This is a genomic window from Amycolatopsis albispora (assembly GCF_003312875.1).
Taxonomy (GTDB): Bacteria; Actinomycetota; Actinomycetes; order Mycobacteriales; family Pseudonocardiaceae; genus Amycolatopsis; species Amycolatopsis albispora.
In genome coordinates this window covers 7,203,892-7,223,195 of the sequence record NZ_CP015163.1, presented here as the reverse complement: position 1 = coordinate 7,223,195, position 19,304 = coordinate 7,203,892, and the positions used below count along the sequence as shown (strand labels likewise).

Here is a 19,304-nt window from a genome sequence, read left to right as displayed (position 1 = left end):
GGATCGGGACCCGCACGGCCGCGGGCTTGGGGTGTTACTCCCCCGTCGCCTTGGCGACGATCTCCTTCGCGACGTTCGCGGGAACCTCGGCGTAGGAGTCGAACTGCATGGAGTAGTTCGCCCGGCCCTGGGTACGCGACCGCAGGTCACCGACGTAGCCGAACATCTCCGACAGCGGAACCAGTGCCTTCACGACACGGGTGCCTGCGCGCTCCTCCATGGCCTGGATCTGGCCACGGCGGGAGTTCAGGTCGCCGATCACGTCACCCATGTAGTCCTCGGGCGTGGTGACCTCGACGGCCATCATCGGCTCGAGGATGACCGGGTTCGCCTTCTTCGCGGCTTCCTTCATCGCCATCGAACCGGCGATCTTGAACGCCATCTCCGAAGAGTCGACCTCGTGGTACGCGCCGTCCAGCAAGGTGAACTTCAACCCGACGAGCGGGTAGCCGGCCAGCACGCCGTACTGCATGGCGTCCTGCGCGCCCGCGTCCACCGAGGGGATGTACTCCCGCGGGACGCGGCCACCGGTGACCTTGTTGTCGAACTCGTAGAGTGCGCCGTCGGTGGTCGCCAGCGGCTCCAGCTTGACGATCACCTTGGCGAACTGACCGGAACCACCGGTCTGCTTCTTGTGGACGTAGTCGAGCTTGTCCACCGTCTTGCGAATGGTCTCCCGGTAGGCGACCTGCGGCTTGCCGATGTTCGCCTCGACCTTGTAGTCGGACTTCATCCGGTTGACCAGCACCTCGAGGTGCAGCTCACCCATGCCGGCGATGATCGTCTGACCGGTCTCCTCATCCAGCTGGACCTGGAAGGTGGGGTCCTCCTCGGCCAGCTTCTGGATGGCGAGCGACAGCTTCTCCTGGTCGGCCTTGGTCTTCGGCTCGATGGCCACCCGGATGACCGGCTCCGGGAAGGTCATCGACTCGAGCACGACCGGGTTCTGCGAGTCGGCCAGTGTGTCACCGGTGGTGGTGTCCTTCAGGCCGATCACCGCGTAGATGTGGCCCGCCTGGGCCTCGTCCACCGGGTTCTCCTTGTTGGAGTGCATCTGGAAGAGCTTCCCGATGCGCTCCTTGCGCTCCTTGGTCGCGTTGATGACCTGCGCGCCGGCGGCGACCTTGCCCGAGTAGACCCGGATGTAGGTCAGCTTGCCGAAGAACGGGTGCGCGGCGATCTTGAACGCGAGCGCCGAGAACGGCTCGTCGGTCGACGGCTTCCGGCTCACCGGGGTCTCGCCGTCGGGCAGCGTGCCCTCCACGGCCGGGACGTCCAGCGGCGACGGCAGGTAGTCGATGACCGCGTCGAGCATGGGCTGCACGCCCTTGTTCTTGAAGGCGGAACCGGTGAGCACCGGGTACGCCTCACGCGCGATCGTCAGCTTGCGGATGCCGGCCTTGATCTCGGCCTCGGTCAGCTCCTCGCCACCGAAGAACTTCTCCATCAGCGCGTCGTCGGTCTCCGCGATGGCCTCGATCAGCTTCTCGCGGTACTCGGCGGCCTTGTCGGCGAGCGCGGCGGGGATGTCCTCGACCGCGTAGTCCTCACCCTTCTTGACCTCGCCACGCCAGGTCAGCGCCTTCATGCGGACCAGGTCGATGACGCCCTCGAACTCGTTCTCCGCGCCGATCGGCAGCTGGATGACCAGCGGCCGGGCGCCGAGGCGCTCCTCGATGGTCTTCACGGTGAAGTAGAAGTCCGCACCGAGCTTGTCCATCTTGTTGACGAAGCAGATGCGCGGGACCTCGTACTTGTCGGCCTGCCGCCAGACCTGCTCGGACTGCGGCTCGACCCCCTCCTTGCCGTCGAAGACGGCGACCGCACCGTCGAGCACCCGCAGCGAACGCTCCACCTCGACGGTGAAGTCGACGTGGCCGGGGGTGTCGATGATGTTGATCTGGTGGTCGGCCCAGAAGGTGGTGGTGGCAGCCGAGGTGATGGTGATACCCCGCTTCTGCTCCTCCTCCATCCAGTCCATGGTGGCGGCGCCGTCGTGGACCTCGCCGATCTTGTAGTTGATCCCGGTGTAGAACAGGATCCGCTCGGTCGTGGTGGTCTTACCGGCGTCGATGTGGGCCATGATGCCGATGTTGCGGACCTTGTTCAGGTCGGTCAGCACGTCACGTGCCACTGCAGTGTTCCCCTGTCTCAAGCTTGGGGCCCGGGCTGGCTTTGATCGACAGCCGGGCGGACGTCACCAGCGGTAGTGGGCGAACGCCTTGTTGGACTCGGCCATCTTGTGCGTGTCCTCGCGGCGCTTGACGCTGGCCCCGAGGCCGTTGCTCGCGTCGAGGAGCTCGTTCTGCAGGCGCTCGATCATGGTCTTCTCGCGGCGCTGCTGCGAGAAGGAGACCAGCCAGCGCAGGGCAAGGGTGGTCGAGCGGCCGGGCTTGACCTCGATCGGCACCTGGTAGGTGGCGCCACCGACCCGGCGGCTCTTCACCTCGATGGTGGGCTTCACGTTGTCGAGCGCGCGCTTCAGCGTGACGACCGGGTCGGTGCCGGTCTTCTCGCGAGCACCTTCGAGCGCGCCGTAGACGATGCGCTCGGCCAGGGACCGCTTCCCGTCCTTGAGCACCTTGTTCACCAGCTGGGTGACCAGCGGCGAGGCGTAGACGGGGTCGGAGATCAATGGCCGCTTCGGGGCCGGACCCTTGCGGGGCATTAGCTCTTCTCCTTCTTCGCGCCGTACCGGCTGCGCGCCTGCTTGCGGTTCTTCACGCCCTGCGTGTCGAGCGAACCGCGGATGATCTTGTAACGGACCCCCGGCAGGTCCTTCACCCGGCCGCCGCGCACGAGCACCATCGAGTGCTCCTGCAGGTTGTGGCCTTCACCGGGGATGTAGGCGGTGACCTCGATGCCGCTGGTCAGCTTCACACGAGCGACCTTGCGCAGCGCCGAGTTCGGCTTCTTGGGGGTCGTGGTGTACACGCGGGTGCACACGCCACGCCGCTGCGGGCTCCCCTTGAGGGCCGCGGTCTTCTGCTTGGCAGCCTTGTCCTGGCGGCCCTTGCGGACCAGCTGCTGGATCGTGGGCAATGGACCAGCTTTCTGTCGCGATCTTGCTTGTTTCTCCCCGGCCCCCGCGGTCGGGCGTGTCGGCCCGCGTTTGGGTCGTCACGACCCGCAAACTTCCCGTCGGGGTTTCCGTGGAACTGCTTGTGCTCGCCAGCCCGCCCGGACGGCCAAGCGAGCGCTGCGCGCGTCCCGCCCGGCGCCTGACGGCACACGGAGCGGCCCGACATGTGCCGGGCACGGTCATCAAAGATACCCGGCCCGATGGGCAGCTCCCAATCGGGGGGTCGAATCAGGGGGCGGACCACCCAGTCTAGCGCTTCGGCGGCGGGGCGCGGCGGATTCCCACCGGCCGCGTCACCACCTCCCCCACCGCCCGCCGGCCACCTGCTTTTGCGGGCAAAAGCAGGTTCGGGGGCACAGGGACCCGACGTTTGCGCAGGTCAGACGGCCACAACCGGCTTTTCCCCGCAGAAGCCGCGTGGTCCGCGGCGGGGGTGGGGATGATCTTGGCGGGGTGAAAAGAAGAGTGGGGCGCCGCCGCTGCTGCGGTGGCGCCCCACTCGTCGACCGGGGTTCAGTCCTCCGGCTTGGCGTGATCGGGCCGGCCCGGGTTCGGGTCCCGGCTGAGGTCGATCAGCGGGTGCCGGGGCGCGCCCTCGGGGGCCGCGCGGCGGCCGGTTGCCTCCGGCACCGGCTCCGTCCATTCGTTCTGCTCGGTGTTCACAGCGCCCTCCTCGTGTCGCCTGCTGCAACCCGCGCCACGCTACGCGGGCCGATCACGCCACCAGGAGACGCCCGCAGCCGCTACCGCCCAATGGAACTCAGAACCGGACTTTCCGGAGATAATCGAAGCCGACCTTGGCGGTTTTGAGCGGATCGGCCGGATTGTCGTGTTCCACGATGTACTCCCGGATGCCGGGAGTGCCGTCGAAGATCTTCCGGAAGTCGATGTTCCCGGTGCCCACGTCCGCCCAGCCGCCGTCCGCGCCGCGGTCCTTGACGTGGTACTGCAGCACCCGCCCGCGCTGCTCCCAGAACAGCTTGACCGGGTCCACCCCGGCCACCACCGCCCAGTACAGGTCCACCTCGAAGTGCGTGTACCGCCTGCTCGTGCCCTCGGCCAGGATGTCAAACGGCCGCACGCCTTCGACCAGCGCGAACTCGTGGTCGTGGTTGTGGTAGCCGAACCGGATGCCCGCCTTGGCGAACGCCTTCGACGCCTGGTCCAGCCGCTCGGCGAAGGCCTGCCACTCGGCCTTCGTCTCGTACTTGGCCCACGGCACCGCCGAGTACCGGTGCCCCAGCGTCTTGGCGTCCTCGATGAGCTTGTTCACGTCGCCGTCGATGCCGATGTGGCTCGACGTCGCGCGCAGGCGGTGCTTGTCCAGGATCTTGCGGAACTCGGCCGCGCTGCGCCCGTAGGTCCCGGCCATCTCCACGTTGCGGTAGCCGATGTCGGCCAGCGCGCCGAGCGTGCCTTCGAGGTCCTTCTCCAGCAGCGACCGCAGCGTGTAGAGCTGCACGCTGATCCGGTGCAGCGGGATGCTGCCGTGTCCGTGTCCACCGCCGGCGGAGGCGATCCCCGGCAGCGCCAGCATCGCGCCGCCCGCCACCGCGGCACCGGCCGCGCCACGCAGCATCGAACGGCGGGAAAGGTTTCTGTCGACCATCAGATGAACCTCACTTCTGGTTGCTGAACGCGGCGTCGAACGCCGCCGCGGGCTTGTCGAACAGCAGGCCGCGCAGGAAGGTCACGGCCTCGGCCGCCCCGCGCAGCCGGTCCATGCCGGCGTCCTCCCACTCCACCGAGATCGGCCCCGAGTAGCCGATCGAGTTCAGGGCGCGGAAGCAGTCCTCCCACGGCACGTCGCCGTGCCCGGTGGAGACGAAGTCCCAGCCGCGCCGCGGGTCCGCCCACGGCAGGTGCGAGCCGAGGCGCCCGTTCCGGCCGTCGAACCGCTTCCGGGTGTCCTTGCAGTCCACGTGGTAGATCCGGTCGGCGAAGTCGAGGATGAAGCCGACCGGGTCGAGGTCCTGCCAGACGAAGTGCGACGGGTCCCAGTTCAACCCGAAGGCCGGGCGGTTGCCGACCGCCTCCAGCGCCCGCTTCGTGGTCCAGAAGTCGTAGGCGATCTCCGACGGGTGCACCTCGTGCGCGAACCGCACGCCCACCTCGTCGAACACGTCGAGGATCGGGTTCCAGCGGTTGGCGAAGTCCTCGTAGCCGTCGTCGATGACGGCCTGCGAGACCGGCGGGAACATCGCCACGTACTTCCAGATCTTCGAGCCGGTGAAGCCGACGACGGTGTCCACGCCGAGCTTCGCCGCGGCCCTGGCGGTGTCGGCGAGCTCGGCGGCCGCGCGCTGCCGCACGCCCTCCGGCTCCCCGTCACCCCAGATGCGGCTGGGCACGATGGCCTGGTGCCGCTCGTCGATCGGGTCGTCGCAGACGGCCTGGCCGACCAGGTGGTTCGAGATGGTCCAGACCTTCAGGTTGTGCTGTTCGAGCAGCTCCAGCCGCTTCGGCACGTAGTCCTCTTCGGACAGTGCGCGGTCGACCTCGAAGTGGTCGCCAGAGCACGCGATCTCCAGCCCGTCGTAACCCCATTCGGAGGCGAGCTTGCAGACCTCGGTGAACGGCAGGTCCGCCCACTGACCGGTGAACAGCGTGATCGGACGACTCATGGTGAGCTACTCCTTCTTATTTGAGTCCTTGCAGCGACAGCAGCAGCGGGTGCACGTCGGTGGCGGACAGCCGTCCGGCCGGTTCGAAGGCGCTGTCCGAGCAGAGCAGCACCGGACCGTCCTCGGCCGAGTCGGGCAGCCTGCCGTGCGAGCCGCGCACCCAGCGCGGATCGGTCGGCACCACGTTCATCGCGTACCGCAGCCCGGCGAACTTCTTCGCCAGGTTCAACCCCGCCTTGGCCTTGGCCAGCCGGTCGGCCGGGTCGAAGAACAGCTCGGCCGGGTCGTAGCCCGGCTTGCGGTGGATCTCCACGCCGCGCGCGAAGTCGGGCGCGCGGTTGTCGTCGGTCCAGTAGTAATAGGTGAACCACGACTCCGGGTCGGCGACCGCGACCAGCTCGCCGGCGCGCTCGTGGTCCAGGCCGTAGCGGGCCTGCGCCTCGCGGTCGAGCACCTCGTCCACGCCGGTCAGCTCGCCGACGATGGACCGCACGCGCTCCAGGTCCGCGTCCTCCCGCACGTAGACGTGCGCGACCTGGTGGTCGGCGACGGCGAAGGCCCGCGAGGTCCACGGGTCGAGGTACTCCATGCCCGCCTGCGTGTAGACCTCGAGCAGGCCCTCGCGGCGCAGCGCGCGGTTGATGTCGATCGGGCGGCTGACGTTGGTGATGCCGTACTCGCTGAGCGCGACCACGGTGGCGCCGCGGTTGCGGACGTCGTCGAGCAGCGGGGCCAGCGCGTTGTCCAGCTCACGCGCGGCGACCGCCGACTGCGGGTGGTCCGGCCCGAAGCGCTGGTGGTCGTAATCCAGGTGTGGCACGTAGGCCAGGAGCAGGTCCGGTGCTTTTTCCCGCAGAAGCTTGCGGGTGGCGCCGATGACCCATTTGCTCGAGGTCAGCGAGGCCGTCGGGCCCCAGTACTGGAACAGCGGGAACTCGCCCAGCTCGCTGGTCAGCTGGTCGTGCAGCTCCACCGGGCGCACGTAGGCGTCGGGCGACTTGCGGCCGTCGGCGTGGTAGATCGGCCGGGGCGTGACCGTGACGTCGGTGGTCATGCCCATCGCGTACCACCAGCACACGTTCGCCGAGGTGTACCCGGGATGCGCGGCCCGCGCGGTCTCCCACAGCTTTTCGCCCTGCACCAGCCGGTTGTGCTGCCGCCACAGGAAGATCTCGCCGAGGTCCCGGAAGTACCAGCCGTTGCCGACGATGCCGTGCTGGGCCGGCATCAGCCCGGTGAGGAAGGTGGACTGCGCGCTGCAGGTGACCGCGGGCAGCACGGTGCCCAGCTCGGCCCGCCAGCCGTCGTTGGCCAGCGCGGACAGCCGCGGCATGTGCCGCAGCGCCTTGGGGGTCAGCCCGACGACGTCGAGCACCACGAGGGGTTTCATGAAGTTGCCTTTCGGGAGGTCAGCCGGTCGCGCGCCCAGCGCAGCTCGGCGGCGATGCCACCGGCGAGGTCGTCCCCGCCACCCGGGAGCACGCTCCAGGTGTAGGTCTCGACCTCGATGTGCGGCTCACCGCGGAGTTCGGCGAGCACCGCGGTCAGCACGTCGGTGGTGCTGGTCAGCGGCGCGGGCGGGGCGGCGTGCAACGGCATGTGGAAGTGGACGCGCCACGGTCCGTGCGCGGGGAGTTCGGCCGTGGCCGACGGCAGGTCGTCCGACGCCAGCACGGTGCCGTCCTCGGCGAGTTCGCGCACCTGGTGCAGGTACCGCGGCTCGGCGAAGGCGGCCAGTGCGGCTCGGGCGTCCTCGGCGGCCGGGTCGGCGACGTGCAGCGCGGCCGAGGCCTGCACCTTCACCACGTCGAGCCCGGCGTCGGCGATCCGGCGCAGCGTGTCCACCGGGTCGGCGAACGAGACGGCGAGGTGGCAGGTGTCGAGGCACAGCCCGATGTGCGCGGGGTCGACGCGGCCGGACAGCCAGCCGAGCGCGTCGGCGACGGTGTCCAGCACGCAGCCCGGCTCCGGCTCCACGGCCAGCCTGACCGGCCGCTCGCTCTGCGCCAGCGCCCTGGTCAGGTCGGTCAGCGCGGTGGTGGCGACGGCGTCGTCGACCGGCGTCCACGGCTCACGCCAGGCCAGCGGCAGGGTGGAGATGCTGCCGTACACCGCGTCGTCGGCGAGCAGCCCGCCGAGCACCGTCACGCAGTCGAGCGTGTACCGCAGCCGCGCCGGGTCCGTCCACTTCGGATGGTAGACGGCCTGCTTGACCACCTCGTCGTGGAAACCGCCGTACGGGAAGGCGTTGAGCGTGCACACGCCCAGCCCGCGCGCGTCCAGCTCGGCGCGGAACTTCGCCAGCGCCGCCGGGTCCTCGGCGAGCCCGCGCGCGACCGGCGCGGCCAGCCACAGCCCGACGCCCAGCCGGTCTTCCCCATACTGTTCGCGCACCGGCACCGAGTAGCGGTCGAGCTGCGCCAGGATCCCGCCGAGGTCCTCGGCGGGATGCACGTTGGTGCAGTACGAGATCACTTGCGGCCACCCCGGAGCACCGAGTTGCCCTGGAACTCGCTCGCCTCGCCGCTGAACCCCGGCAGCGGGTCCAGGGTCAGCCTGCCGCTCTGCGCGTAGAAGTCGACCGGGTTCTGCCACAGCACGGTGTCCACATGGGACTCCTCGTACCCGTCGGCGAGCATCGCCTGGCCGGTCTTGAGCGTCTTCAGCGGGTCCGAGCGGCCCCAGTCGGCGGCCGAGTTGACGATCTTGCGCTCCAGGCCGTACTCCCGCAGGATCGCCACCATCCGGTGCTCGTCCATCTTGGTGTCGGGATAGATGGAGAAGCCCATCCACGCGCCGGACTCGGCCACGACGCCCACGGTCACCTCGTTGAGGTGGTCCACCAGCACGTGCTCCATCGGGATGCCGGACTCGCGCACCACGGCCAGCGTGCGCTTGGTGCCCTCGAGCTTGTCGCGGTGCGGGGTGTGCACCATGACCGGCAGCTCGTGCTCCTTGGCCAGCTCGAGCTGGCGCGCGAACACGTCGTCCTCTTCCGGGGTCATCGAGTCGTAGCCGACCTCGCCGACCGCGACCACCCCGTCCTTGGCCAGGTACCGCGGCAGCACGTCGAGCACCTCGCGGCAGCGGGGGTCGTTGGCCTCCTTGGGGTTCAGCGCGATGGTGCAGTGGTGGCGGATGCCGAACTGCGCGGCGCGGAACCGCTCCCAGCCGATCAGCGAGTCGAAGTAGTCGGTGAACGAGCCGACGCTGGTGCGCGGCTGCCCGAGCCAGAAGGCGGGCTCGACCAGCGCGCGGACCCCGGCGGCGTACATCGCTTCGTAGTCGTCGGTGGTGCGCGAGGTCATGTGGATGTGCGGGTCGAAAATCCGCATCAGTGCTCTCCCCTTTCCAAGATGGCGAGCGCGTCCGCGGGCACTTCGCGGCCCGCCGCGCTCCGCTCCGCCGCGTAGTCCGAGACCATGCGGCGCAGCTCATCGTCGATCCGGCGGTCCAGCTCCGCGACCGCCGCCAGGGGAACCCCGGTGAACAGGCATTTCAGTACCCCGTGGCGCCACGAGTGGGCGTCGAGGTGACGGCCGGCGAACGCGCCCATGGCAGCCGCGACCAGCCGGGTGTCGTTGGTGCGCAGGGCGTCGGCGACCAGCTGGAGCCCGGTGCCGACGACGTTGTCATCGGGGTGGTCCAGCGCGTTCAGCCCACGCAGCACCCCGCGGCGCTCGGCGTCGTCGCCGTACCGGTACAACTCCGCCAGCTCGGCCGCACATGCTTCTGCGGGCAAAAGCAGGTTCAGCTCGGTGACCAGACGGACGCGGGCCTGGTCATCGAGGGTGCCGTGGACGAGACCCTGCGGATCGGTGTCGGCGTCGACCGGGGTACGGCCGACCCCGCGGCCCGCGGCCGGGAACAGCGTGCCGATCGCGGCGGGCTTCTCCCGGATCTTGACCAGCGCGTCGGCGACCCAGGGGTGTTCGGCTTTCGCGGGCAAAGCAAGGTTCAGCGCGCGGAAGGCCCGCGCGGCGACCTCGGGGGCGGCGTGGCTGTGCCGCGGGAGTTCGACCGCGGCCAGTCCCTCGTAGCCGATCTCGTCGAGCGCGGCGAGCGTCGCGGGCAGGTCGAGCTGCCCTTCGCCGAACTCGAGGTGCTCGTGGACCTTGGGGAGCATGTCGTCGAGCTGCACGTTGAACAGCAGCGGACCGGCCTGGCGCACGCACTCGGCGGCGTCGACCGGTTCGACCGCGACGCAGTGGCCGACGTCGAGCGTGACCCCGAACAGCTCGTGGTTGCCGAGTTGCTCGCGCAGATCCAGCACCTGCCGCAGGTGCTGCACGAAGTGCCCGGGCTCCGGCTCCATGCCCACCCGGACCCCCAAAGCTTCTGCGGGCAAAAGCAGGTTCTGGAGGCCTTCACGCAGGCGGGAGGCGGCGGTGGCATCGTCCAGCTCTTTTGGTTTGACGCCTGACCAGAAGGAGACGCAGTCCGCGTTCAGCTCGGCCGCGATCCGCATCGCCTTCTCCAGGAAGCCCAGCCGCGGCGCCGGGTCGTCCGAGAGCAGCGTCGGGTGGTGCTTGCGCCACGGGTCGAGCAGGTAGCGCGCGCCGGTCTCGATCACCACCCGGTTCAGGCCGAGCGAGGACAGCCGCGCGGCCACGCGGTCGAGCTGCTTCGGCAGGTCGTCGGCGTACGGGTTGAGGTGGTCGTGGTCCAGCGTGAGCGCGACGCCCGTGTACCCGAGGTCGGCGATCACGGCGAGCGCGTCGAGCAGCCGGTGGTTGGCGAAGCCGTTCGTGCCGTATCCGAGCGAGAAGGTCATGTGGGGCTCACCTTCTTCGACAGCTTGCGCGCGATCGGCAGCACCGAGGCGACGAGCGCGGCGCCCACGATCGAGCCGCGCGCGGCGATGGCGGCCTGCAGCGGGACCATGCCGTGGATGCCGGTTTTGGTGGCGTTGCGCACAACTTTCGCGGACGGGTCGGAAACCGCCTCGGCCTGCGCGCGGCCGACGAACCCGGCGTACCCGGAGCCCGCGGTGAGCGAGGCGAGCCGGTGCCAGCCGCTGTGCGCGGGCCCGCTGACCGCGAGCGCGGTGGCCGCGCTGCTGGTGGCCAGTGCCGCTTTGGCGGTGTTCGGCGAAGCGCCGTGGACCTCGCCGGTGGACAGCGCGGTGACGCCGAGCGTGTGCACGCCGATCGCCGCGGCCGCCGGGGCCGCCGCGCGGGTGTTGCCGCCCGCGCCGAGCAGGACGTCGAGCGCGCGGCAGACCGCCATGCCGAGCGGGCCAGCCGGGGTCGGCTTGAGCACGGTGTCGTAGGCCCAGACCGCGCCGGCGAGCGGCACGGCGACCTTGAGCGCCTGCTTGCCGCCGCCGAGCGCGGCAAGGCCCAGCCCGGCGACGGTCAGCGCGCCGCCGGTGGCCAGCGCCTCGTTGGCGGAGATCCGGCCGGACGGGATGGGGCGCTCGGGCCGCTCGACCGCGTCGAGTTCGCGATCCGCCCAGTCGTTCAGCGCCATCCCCGCCCAGTAGAAGGACGCGGATGCCAAGGGCAGCAACAACTTCCGCCCCCGCAACCGGCTTTTCCCCGCAGAAGCTCCGGCCACCGTGTCGCCGAGGACGGTGAGGGCGGCGGGGGCCCGGACCAGTTCGGCGAGGGTGCGGATCCGGCTCACAGGGTGCCCGCCCACTCGTGCAGGAGGCGGGTCTGCTCGGCGAACCGGTGCTCGTCGCTGCCCATCGGGTCCTTGAAGAAGAAGCCCAGCGCGCTCAGCGGGCCCGACTGCCCGGCGGCGTGCGCGGCCGCGGTGAACCGGGCGAGGTCCAGCACCAGCGGCGCGGCCAGCGCCGAGTCGTAGCCGGTCCAGGTGAACTGCAGGTTCATGCGCGCGCCGAGGAAGCCCTCGAAGGACACGTTGTCCCACGCGGTCTTGGTCTCGCCGAGGTCCGGCACGTTGTCGATGTGCAGCGGCGCGGTGACCTCCTCGCCGAGCAGCGCCGCCAGGCCGCGGCCCTTCGACTCCAGCTTGCTGTTGACCTTGGTCGGGTCGCCGAGGGTTTCCCCGTCGCCGCCGCCGAGCAGGTTGGTTCCGGACCACGACCGGACGCGCAGCGCGCGCGAGGTGAACATCGGGGCGAGCACGGTCCGCAGCAGGGTCTCGCCGGTCTTGCCGTCGCTGCCCGCGTACGGAAGCCCCAGGTCAGCGGCCAGGCCGCGGAGGGCCGACATGCTTATGCCCGCAGAAGGCGTGAACTCGACGTAGGGGCTCCCGGCGCGCAGGGCGGCATAGGCCATCAAGGAGCTGGGCGGCAGGACCGCGCGTGCCGGGTCTTCGAGTGCGGCTTCGAGCAGGCCGAGGTCGGCGTGCTCGGGGAGTTCGGGGGTGGGTGCCTCGGTCGAGGAGACGTTGACGACCACCACGCGTTCCAAGTTGTGCCTGGTAGCAAACGATCGGATGTCTTCCGACAGTCTTTTGCCCGCAGAAGCTTGCGAGCCGGTGTGGGTGGCGGGGTGGTAGCCGTCGCGGATTTCGGCGTCGACGGAGGTGAGGCCCGGCCGGACGGCGGAGAGCACGGCGTGGCTGAACACGCCGGCGTCGGCCAGCTGGTCGGCTCGCTTCTCCAGCGGGGTGTGCACGATGTCGTGGCCCCCGAGCACGATGTCGTCCCACGCGGGGAGCGGCACCGAAGCGAAGGCGGGCAGCTCGCTGACGCAACCGGTCGGCCCGGCGACCCCGGCGCGCAACGCCAGCAGCCCCACCGCGGCCGTGGTCGCTACCGATCCTCTCGCCCCCACCAGCCACAGGCCGGTGCGCATAGCTCGCTCGGACATCACAGAACACCTCTCCACGAAAGACGACGGCCCGATGTGGGTGACGACCGATCGGCGCGCCACCCACACCGGCCTGATCAGGGTTGGCCCTGAGTGGTCAAACCTTTCGGATGGAACCACCCGAAGGCGCGATCGCGATAGACCATTCGATTCGCTGGGCCAACTCGTTACCGTCCCTAACCAATACGCCGCGGACCTCGGCGTCCTTCACCAGCGCCGGGTCGGCCGCCAGCTCGGCGAACCGGCGGTACTCGGCCACCGCCTTGGTGTCGTTGTTGTTCGCCTCCGCCTGCCTGGCCTTCTTGAGCTGCTTGCCCAGCTCGTTGTAGGCCGCCAGCGACAGCCGGCTGGTCGCCCGGAACCGGTCGAGCAGCTGCTGCACGTCCCGGCCCGAGGTGATGGTGACGAACTGCACCTTCTGGCTGGTCCGGTTCCCGGCGGCGTCCACGGCGGACACCTCCAGGTCGTGGAAGCCCAGCGGCAGGCGGTACAGCGCGATCAGGTCGCCGTCGCGCACCGGCGCGCCGTCCAGGGTCGCGGTCAGCTCGGTGACCCCGACCTCGTCCTGCGCGTCCAGCTCGAGCACCAGGTCGGTCGCGTCGCCGTAGACCCCGCCCTGCGCGGCCCCGCCGATCGCCACCGTCGGCGCGGTCACGTCCAGCTCCTTGATCTGCACGTTCCGGAAGAACACGTCGTCACCGTTGCCGTGGTTCTGCAGGCCGATGAAGCCCTGCGAGAGATCACGCGCCGGATCGGTCTCGGTGTACTCGTTGATCACCACGCCGTTCAGCACGACCTTGATCGTCTGCCCGGCCAGCACCAGCTCGTAGGAGTTCCACTCGCCGGGCGGCTTCAGCGCCGCGTCCCGCTTGGCGATGTCGGCGCCCTTGAACCCGTAGATCGCACCGGTGGTGCGGTCGGGGGCGTCGGTGGCGTCGATCTGGATCTCCTGGCCCTGGTTGACCGCGACCCACGGGTCGTTGCCGGGGTCGGGGAAGCCGACGAAGACGCCGGAGTTGTCGTCACCGGCCAGCTTCCAGTCCAGCTTGAGGCTGTAGGCGTTGAACTCCTCCTGGTGCCACAGCAGGCCCATGCCGCCGACGGTCTTCCAGCTGCAGTCGGCCTGCCGCTCGAAGGAGCCGGGACCGGCCATCTTCCAGTTCGCCATGCTCGCCTCGGTGCCGTCGAGCAGCGTGGTGTAGCCCGCTTCCGGCGTGGTCGGCTCGCACGCGGTGACCACCGGCTCGGCGACCCCCGGGCCCTGGACGTTGATCGCGTCCACGTCGAACAGCCCGCCGGTGCCCGTTCCGCTGAACACCAGGAACAGCGGCTTGGTGCCACCCGGATCGGTGATCGGGGCGGGCGGCAGGTCGACGTAGGTGTCGAAGCCGCCGGTGTTGGGCACCTGCACGGTCTGGACCACCGGGCCGTCCACCGCGCCCGAGCGCACCTCGATGGTGCCGCCCGCGCCACCGGAGCTGACCCGGTAGCCGATGCCGGTGACGCCGGTCAGGTTCACCGGGGTGAACTGGATCCAGTCGCCGGCGTCGATGTAGCCGACGCGCTTGCCACCGCTGGCCCCGGCCGCCGCGACCACCTGCGTGCCGTTGGTCTCGGTGAAGAACTCGGCCTGCTTGAGCTTCGGCTGCAGAACGTTCTCCGCCGAACCGGTCAACGGCGGCACGGAACCGGAACCGTTGTCGGTGTAGCTGGCGTTGATCACACCGAAGATGTCGGCGTCGAGCCCGTGGCCCTCGTCGGCCGGGGTTTCGATGACGCCTTCACACCCGGTGGCCTGGCTCAGCGGGTGGCCGTGGTTGTCGTGGCCGAGGATGTACTCGACCTTCACCTTGGCGCAGTCGACCGGGCCGTCCTCCGGGTCGGTGACGGTGACCTTGAACGGCACCTTGTCGCCGAAGCCGAAGAAACCGCTGTCCACCGGTGCCTCCAGCGTGACCACCGGCGCGGTGTTGCCCGCGGTGACCACCACGCTCGCCGCCCCGGTCAGCCCGGTCGGGTCGGTCACCGACAGCTTCGCGGTGAACTGCCCGGCGGTGTCGTAGGTGTGCGAAACCGGTCCGGCCGTGGTGGAGTCGATGGTGCCGTCACCGTCGAAGTCCCACGCATAGGACAGGTCCCCGCCGTCCGGGTCGGTGGTGCCCGCCGGGTCGAAGTTCACCGTGAGCGGCGCGGGACCGGAGGTCTTGTCCGCGCTCACCTTCACCTCGGGCGTGCGGTTGCCCTTGGTGTAGTCGATCCGGTAGACCGCCGACTCCGCGGAACCACCGAAGTAACCGGTGCCGTAGTCCAGCACGTACAGCGAACCGTCCGGGCCGAACTCGATGTTCATCGGCCGGACCAGCTCCATCGAGTCGAAGAACGGCTTGATCTCGCCGCGTTCGCCATTGGCGCCCACGGTGATTTCCTTGATCCAGCCGCGGTCCCACTCGTAGAGGAAGTTCTTGCCGTCGTAGTACTCGGGGAACTTCGTGGTGTTCTCCAGCGCCGGGTCGAACCGGTAGGTCGGGCCGCCCATCGGCGACTCACCGCCGGTGCCGAACTCGGGCACCGAACCGCCGTCGTAGGGAATCCAGGCGGGCTGCACCGGCGGCAGGTCGACCAGGCCGGTGTTGTGCGGGCTGGTGTTCTTCGGCGCCGCGCAGTCGAACGCCTGACCCGACTGGCCGGTGGCGAAGTCGTAGTCGATGAACGGCTGGTTGTCGCCGACGCAGTACGGCCAGCCGTAGTTGCCCGGCCCCTTGATCAGGTTGAACTCGACGGTGCCGCCCGGGCCGCGCGCGGGGTTGGCCGCACCGGCGTCGGGGCCGTAGTCGCCGAGGTAGACCCAGCCGGTTTCCTTGTCCACGGCGAACCGGAACGGGTTGCGGAAGCCCATCGCGTAGATCTCGGGCCGGGTCTTCTCGGTGCCCGGCGCGAACAGGTTGCCCTCCGGCACGGTGTACTTGCCGTCCTCGCCGACCTTGATGCGCAGCAGCTTGCCGCGCAGGTCGTTGGTGTTGCCCGAGGTGCGCTGCGCGTCGAAGACCGGGTTGCGCGTGTCGCGCTCGTCGATCGGGGTGTAACCGTCCGAGGCGAACGGGTTCGAGTCGTCACCGGTGGACAGCAGCAGGTTGCCCGCGGCGTCGAAGTCGATCTCACCACCGGCGTGGCAGCAGATGCCGCGTTCCGCGGGCACCTGCAGGATCTGCTGCTCGCTGGCGAGGTCGAGCGTGTTGTCCTCGCTCAGCTTGAACCGCGACAGCTGGTTGTAGCCCTTGAACGGTTCGAAGTCGGCGGCCGTGCCGTTCTCCGGCGCGTCCCCGGCCGGCGTGTTCAGCGTCGGCGCGTAGTAGAGGTACACCCAGCGGTTGTTGGCGAAGTCGGGGTCGATCGCGACGCCCTGCAGGCCGTCCTCGTCGTGGTTGTAGACGGGGATCTGCGCGGCCAGCGAAGTGGTCGCGCCCGAGGTCGTGTACCAGACGCGGCCGTCACGCGAAGTGTGGATCACGTCGCGGTTGGGCAGCACGGCCAGCGCGATCGGCTCGCCGGTTTTCTCCTCGCCCTTGGCCAGGGTGATCTGGTCGAAGTCGGCGTCGCCCGGCTCACCGGTGCCCGGGTCCTCGGTGGAGCAGTCGCCCTCGGCCAGGCCGGCGGCGTAGAGAATGCCGCCCTTGAGGTGGTTGAGGAACTCCGGCTCGCTGTAGGACTCGATGGTGTGCCCGCCACCGGTGTACCAGGAGCGGCCGCCGGAATTGGTGTGGCACCAGGCGATCGGGTGGTCGCCCATGGCGCCGTTGCCGGGGTCGTAGCTCTTCTCGTCGAGCGAGGCGAGCACATGCACGTCCTGGCGCGGGTTCTCGCGGTAGTTGTACCACTCGTCGGTCCGCGGCCACTGGTACGGAAGCTCCGAAGTGGACGGATGCTGGCGGTCCTCGACGTTGACCGTGGCCTGCTGGATCTGCGGGTGCGAGTTGAAGTACGCGCCGACCAGGTCGCCGTAGAACGGCCAGTCGTATTCGGTGTCCGAGGCGGCGTGCACGCCGGCGTAACCGCCGCCCGCCTTGATGTAGCGCTCGAAGGCGCCCTGCTGCTCGGGGTTGAGCACGTCACCGGTGGTGGACAACCAGACCACCGCGTCGAAGCGGGCCAGGTTGGTGTCGGTGAACGCACCGGCGTCCTCGGTGGCCTCCACGGTGAAGTGGTTGTCGGCGCCGAGTTGCTGGATGGCGGCGATCCCGGCGGGGATCGAGTCGTGCCGGAACCCGGCGGTCTTCGAGAAGACCAGCACGCTGGCTTCTTCGTGCTGGGCACCGACTTCGTCGGGCTGGGCCGCGGTGGCGACGGCACCGCCGCTGAAGGCGGTCGCCGCCGAAACGGCGAGCACGCCCAGCCGGGTGGCGAGCCGGCCGCGTGTCGGTGGGCTTTCCGATCGGAGTTTTCTCAATCCGCGCATGACGAATACACACACTTCCTTGGGTGGCAGCGGTAGGAGCGAGGAGACCGAACGAAAAGGGCTGGGGTCACCTCCCCCCGGCCGTGGCGGTGCTGGCGGTGGTGCCGGCCACCGGAGTCCAGCGCGCCTCGTCGGCGGCGCTGGTCTCGACCGCGTGCAGGACCCGCTGAACACGCAGGCCGTCGTCGAAACTGGGGGCGGGATCGGTGCCCGCGCCGATCGCGGCCAGGAAGTCCGCGACCTCGTGCGTGAAGGTGTGGTCGTAACCGAGGCCGTGGCCGGGTGGCCACCAGCCTTCGAGGTACCGGTGGCCGGGCTCGGTGACCAGGATCCGGCGGAACCCGGCTTCGGTGCCCGGGTCGGCACCGTCGTGCCACCACAGCTCGTTCATCGACTCGAAGTCGAACGCCATGCTGGCCTTGGTGCCGTTGATCTCCAGGCGCATCGCGTTCTTGCGCCCCAGTGCGTACCGGGTGGCTTCGAAACTGGCCACCGCGCCGCCGGTGAACCGCGCGAGGAACAACGCGGTGTCGTCCACGGTCACCTCGCCCTGGGCGCCGTTGCCGTCCGGGCGGTGCTTGACGAAGGTGTTGGTCAGCGCGGAAACCCCGGTGATCAGCTCGCCGGTGACGAACTGCGCCGCGTCCACGATGTGCGCGCCGAGATCGCCGAGCGCACCGGAACCGGCCTTGTCCTTGCGCAGCCGCCAGGTCATCGGCGCGGCCGCGTCGGACAGCCAGTCCTGCAGGTAGGTCGCGCGCACGTGGCGGACCTCGCCGAGCGCGCCGTCGCCGACGAGCTTGCGGGCGTGCGCCAGCGCGGGCACCCGGCGGTAGTTGAAGGCCACCATCGACCGGACCCCGCGGGTGGCCGCCGCCCGCGCCGCGACGGCCATCCGCTCGGCCTCTTCGACCGTGTTGGCGAGCGGTTTCTCGCACAGCACGTGCTTCCCGGCTTCGAGCGCGGCGATCGCGATCGCCGCGTGCGAGTCACCGGGCGTGCAGACGTCCACCAGCCCGACGTCGTCACGGGCGACGAGGTCCCGCCAGTCCGTTTCCACCGCGGCGAAGCCGTACTTCGCCGCGGCCGCCTTCGTTTTCGCTTCGTCCCGGCCGCCCAAGGCGGCGAGCACCGGAGTCAGTGGGGTGTCGAAGATCCGGTGCACGTTGCGCCACGCGTGCGAATGCACCGCACCCATGAACGCGTGCCCGACCAAGCCGACCCCGATGCGCTCCCCGCCTGCCGAACTCATTGCTGTTTCCCCGTTCTCCGCGCTGTGACCGCCGACCGCTGCTACGAGTCGAAGCCGACGTCCATGTACTGGTCCACGTTCTCCTTGGTCACCACGGCCGAGTAGGTGGTGATCTCCGAGGGGATCTCGTGCTCGGCGAGGTCGCCGACACCCTTCGCCTGCCCGAGCAGCCTGGCCAGCGCGATCGCCGAGGAGGCCATCGACGGGCTGTAGAGCACGGTGGCCTTGACCGGGTTCGCGTCGGACTTGATGTGGTTCATCATGTTCTTCGAACCGGCGCCGCCGACCATGATGAACTCGCTGCGGTTGGCGTTCTCGATCGCCGCGAGCACGCCGACGCCCTGGTCGTCGTCGTGGTTCCAAAGCGCGTCGAGCTTCGCCGCCGACTGCAGCAGGTTCGCCGTCTGCGACTCACCGGACTCCGGCGTGAACTGTGCGGAAACCCTTGGCCCGACGGCAAAACCGGCGCGGGTGAGGGCGTCCTTGAAGCCCTGGCTGCGTTCCTGGGTCAGCGGCAGCGAGTCGATGCCCGCCACCTCGCCGATCACCGGCGCGGTGATGCCCTTGGCCTTCATCTGCTGGGCGATGTAGTTGCCCGCGTTGACGCCCATCCGGTAGTTGTCGCCGCCGATCCAGGTGCGGTAGGCGAGCGGCGTGTCGAACACGCGGTCCACGTTGATCACCGGGATGCCCGCGTCCATCGCCTGCTGGCCGACGCCGGTCAGCGCCTTGCCGTCGAACGGCAGGATGACCAGCACGTCCACCTTGGCCGTGATCAGCGTTTCCACCTGGGCGATCTGCTGGTTGACGTCGTTCGTGCCCTCGGTGGGCTTGAAGGTGACGTCGGAGAACTTCTCCGCCTGCGCCCGCGCGTTGGTGGTCATCGCGGCCATCCAGCCGTGGTCGGCGGCGGGGGCGGAGAAGCCGACGGTGACCATCTTGCCCGGCTGGGCGTTGTCACCGGCTCCCTGCGCCACCGGCTGCGTGCCGTTCTGCGCCTGCGGCGCCTCGTTCGAAGTACAGCCTGCCAGCACCACACCGGCGCCGACCGCACCCGCGCCGAGCAGGAACCCGCGGCGGGCCAGGAAGGACTGCGTCATTGCTCCTC

General features: G+C 69.6%; 15 protein-coding genes. All 15 read right to left on the bottom strand.

What is annotated here, in order from left to right; genetic code table 11:
* Nucleotides 1-34: 34 nt before the first annotated feature.
* Nucleotides 35-2,134 carry an elongation factor G gene (gene fusA, locus A4R43_RS34275; RefSeq protein ID WP_113695880.1) on the bottom strand — a complete coding sequence of 700 codons (2,100 nt, stop codon included), beginning with the start codon at nucleotides 2,132-2,134 and terminating at the stop codon, nucleotides 35-37.
* A 63-nt stretch (nucleotides 2,135-2,197) separates the two neighbouring features.
* Entirely contained in the window at nucleotides 2,198-2,668 is a 471-nt protein-coding gene (gene rpsG / locus A4R43_RS34270) for a 30S ribosomal protein S7 (protein WP_009072291.1), read from the bottom strand.
* Nucleotides 2,668-3,042: a 30S ribosomal protein S12 gene (gene rpsL, locus A4R43_RS34265; protein WP_003102113.1), complete on the bottom strand. Its 375-nt coding sequence runs from the start codon at nucleotides 3,040-3,042 to the stop codon at nucleotides 2,668-2,670. The genes rpsG and rpsL overlap by 1 nt, the downstream gene beginning before the upstream one ends.
* 553 nt (nucleotides 3,043-3,595) lie before the next feature.
* Nucleotides 3,596-3,745 (bottom strand): hypothetical protein, encoded by a 150-nt coding sequence (locus tag A4R43_RS34260; protein ID WP_162788242.1) that lies wholly within the window; start codon nucleotides 3,743-3,745, stop codon nucleotides 3,596-3,598.
* A gap of 97 nt (nucleotides 3,746-3,842) precedes the next feature.
* Nucleotides 3,843-4,691 (bottom strand): sugar phosphate isomerase/epimerase family protein, encoded by an 849-nt coding sequence (locus A4R43_RS34255; RefSeq protein WP_113695879.1) that lies wholly within the window; start codon nucleotides 4,689-4,691, stop codon nucleotides 3,843-3,845.
* 10 nt (nucleotides 4,692-4,701) lie between these two features.
* Nucleotides 4,702-5,706: a sugar phosphate isomerase/epimerase family protein gene (locus A4R43_RS34250; RefSeq protein WP_113695878.1), complete on the bottom strand. Its 1,005-nt coding sequence runs from the start codon at nucleotides 5,704-5,706 to the stop codon at nucleotides 4,702-4,704.
* A gap of 16 nt (nucleotides 5,707-5,722) precedes the next feature.
* Nucleotides 5,723-7,096, bottom strand: coding sequence for an alkaline phosphatase family protein (locus A4R43_RS34245; RefSeq protein ID WP_113695877.1), 1,374 nt, complete (start codon nucleotides 7,094-7,096; stop codon nucleotides 5,723-5,725).
* Nucleotides 7,093-8,181 carry a metabolite traffic protein EboE gene (gene eboE / locus A4R43_RS34240; protein ID WP_113695876.1) on the bottom strand — a complete coding sequence of 363 codons (1,089 nt, stop codon included), beginning with the start codon at nucleotides 8,179-8,181 and terminating at the stop codon, nucleotides 7,093-7,095. The genes A4R43_RS34245 and eboE overlap by 4 nt, the downstream gene beginning before the upstream one ends.
* The gene (locus tag A4R43_RS34235; RefSeq protein ID WP_113695875.1) at nucleotides 8,178-9,041 is read right to left on the bottom strand and encodes a TatD family hydrolase; all 864 of its coding nucleotides are present in this window, start codon (nucleotides 9,039-9,041) and stop codon (nucleotides 8,178-8,180) included. Before A4R43_RS34235 ends, eboE begins: the two co-directional genes overlap by 4 nt.
* Complete coding sequence (locus tag A4R43_RS34230; RefSeq protein WP_113695874.1) at nucleotides 9,041-10,480, bottom strand: EboA domain-containing protein; 1,440 nt, start codon at nucleotides 10,478-10,480, stop codon at nucleotides 9,041-9,043. The genes A4R43_RS34235 and A4R43_RS34230 overlap by 1 nt, the downstream gene beginning before the upstream one ends.
* On the bottom strand, nucleotides 10,477-11,325 hold the full coding sequence (locus A4R43_RS34225; RefSeq protein WP_113698066.1) for an SCO3242 family prenyltransferase: 849 nt from the start codon (nucleotides 11,323-11,325) through the stop codon (nucleotides 10,477-10,479). Before A4R43_RS34225 ends, A4R43_RS34230 begins: the two co-directional genes overlap by 4 nt.
* A 5-nt stretch (nucleotides 11,326-11,330) precedes the next feature.
* Nucleotides 11,331-12,491 carry an inositol-3-phosphate synthase gene (locus tag A4R43_RS34220; RefSeq protein ID WP_205215127.1) on the bottom strand — a complete coding sequence of 387 codons (1,161 nt, stop codon included), beginning with the start codon at nucleotides 12,489-12,491 and terminating at the stop codon, nucleotides 11,331-11,333.
* Nucleotides 12,492-12,588: 97 nt separating this feature from the next.
* Entirely contained in the window at nucleotides 12,589-16,944 is a 4,356-nt protein-coding gene (locus tag A4R43_RS34215; RefSeq protein ID WP_113695872.1) for a ThuA domain-containing protein, read from the bottom strand.
* A 67-nt stretch (nucleotides 16,945-17,011) separates the two neighbouring features.
* Nucleotides 17,012-18,196, bottom strand: a complete 1,185-nt coding sequence (locus tag A4R43_RS34210; RefSeq protein ID WP_113695871.1) for a Gfo/Idh/MocA family protein — start codon at nucleotides 18,194-18,196, stop codon at nucleotides 17,012-17,014.
* A gap of 41 nt (nucleotides 18,197-18,237) precedes the next feature.
* The gene (locus tag A4R43_RS34205) at nucleotides 18,238-19,296 is read right to left on the bottom strand and encodes a substrate-binding domain-containing protein (RefSeq protein WP_113695870.1); all 1,059 of its coding nucleotides are present in this window, start codon (nucleotides 19,294-19,296) and stop codon (nucleotides 18,238-18,240) included.
* Between the last annotated feature and the right edge of the window lie 8 nt (nucleotides 19,297-19,304).

What these genes read in the sequence shown, in the direction of transcription:
- rpsG (WP_009072291.1), bottom strand. Translation starts at nt 2,668, where the DNA reads ATGCCCCGCAAGGGTCCGGCCCCGAAGCGGCCATTGATCTCCGACCCC.
- A4R43_RS34255 (WP_113695879.1), bottom strand. Translation starts at nt 4,691, where the DNA reads ATGGTCGACAGAAACCTTTCCCGCCGTTCGATGCTGCGTGGCGCGGCC.
- A4R43_RS34250 (WP_113695878.1), bottom strand. Translation starts at nt 5,706, where the DNA reads ATGAGTCGTCCGATCACGCTGTTCACCGGTCAGTGGGCGGACCTGCCG.
- A4R43_RS34245 (WP_113695877.1), bottom strand. Translation starts at nt 7,096, where the DNA reads ATGAAACCCCTCGTGGTGCTCGACGTCGTCGGGCTGACCCCCAAGGCG.
- A4R43_RS34235 (WP_113695875.1), bottom strand. Translation starts at nt 9,041, where the DNA reads ATGCGGATTTTCGACCCGCACATCCACATGACCTCGCGCACCACCGAC.
- A4R43_RS34230 (WP_113695874.1), bottom strand. Translation starts at nt 10,480, where the DNA reads ATGACCTTCTCGCTCGGATACGGCACGAACGGCTTCGCCAACCACCGG.
- A4R43_RS34220 (WP_205215127.1), bottom strand. Translation starts at nt 12,491, where the DNA reads ATGTCCGAGCGAGCTATGCGCACCGGCCTGTGGCTGGTGGGGGCGAGA.
- A4R43_RS34215 (WP_113695872.1), bottom strand. Translation starts at nt 16,944, where the DNA reads ATGCGCGGATTGAGAAAACTCCGATCGGAAAGCCCACCGACACGCGGC.
- A4R43_RS34210 (WP_113695871.1), bottom strand. Translation starts at nt 18,196, where the DNA reads ATGAGTTCGGCAGGCGGGGAGCGCATCGGGGTCGGCTTGGTCGGGCAC.
- A4R43_RS34205 (WP_113695870.1), bottom strand. Translation starts at nt 19,296, where the DNA reads ATGACGCAGTCCTTCCTGGCCCGCCGCGGGTTCCTGCTCGGCGCGGGT.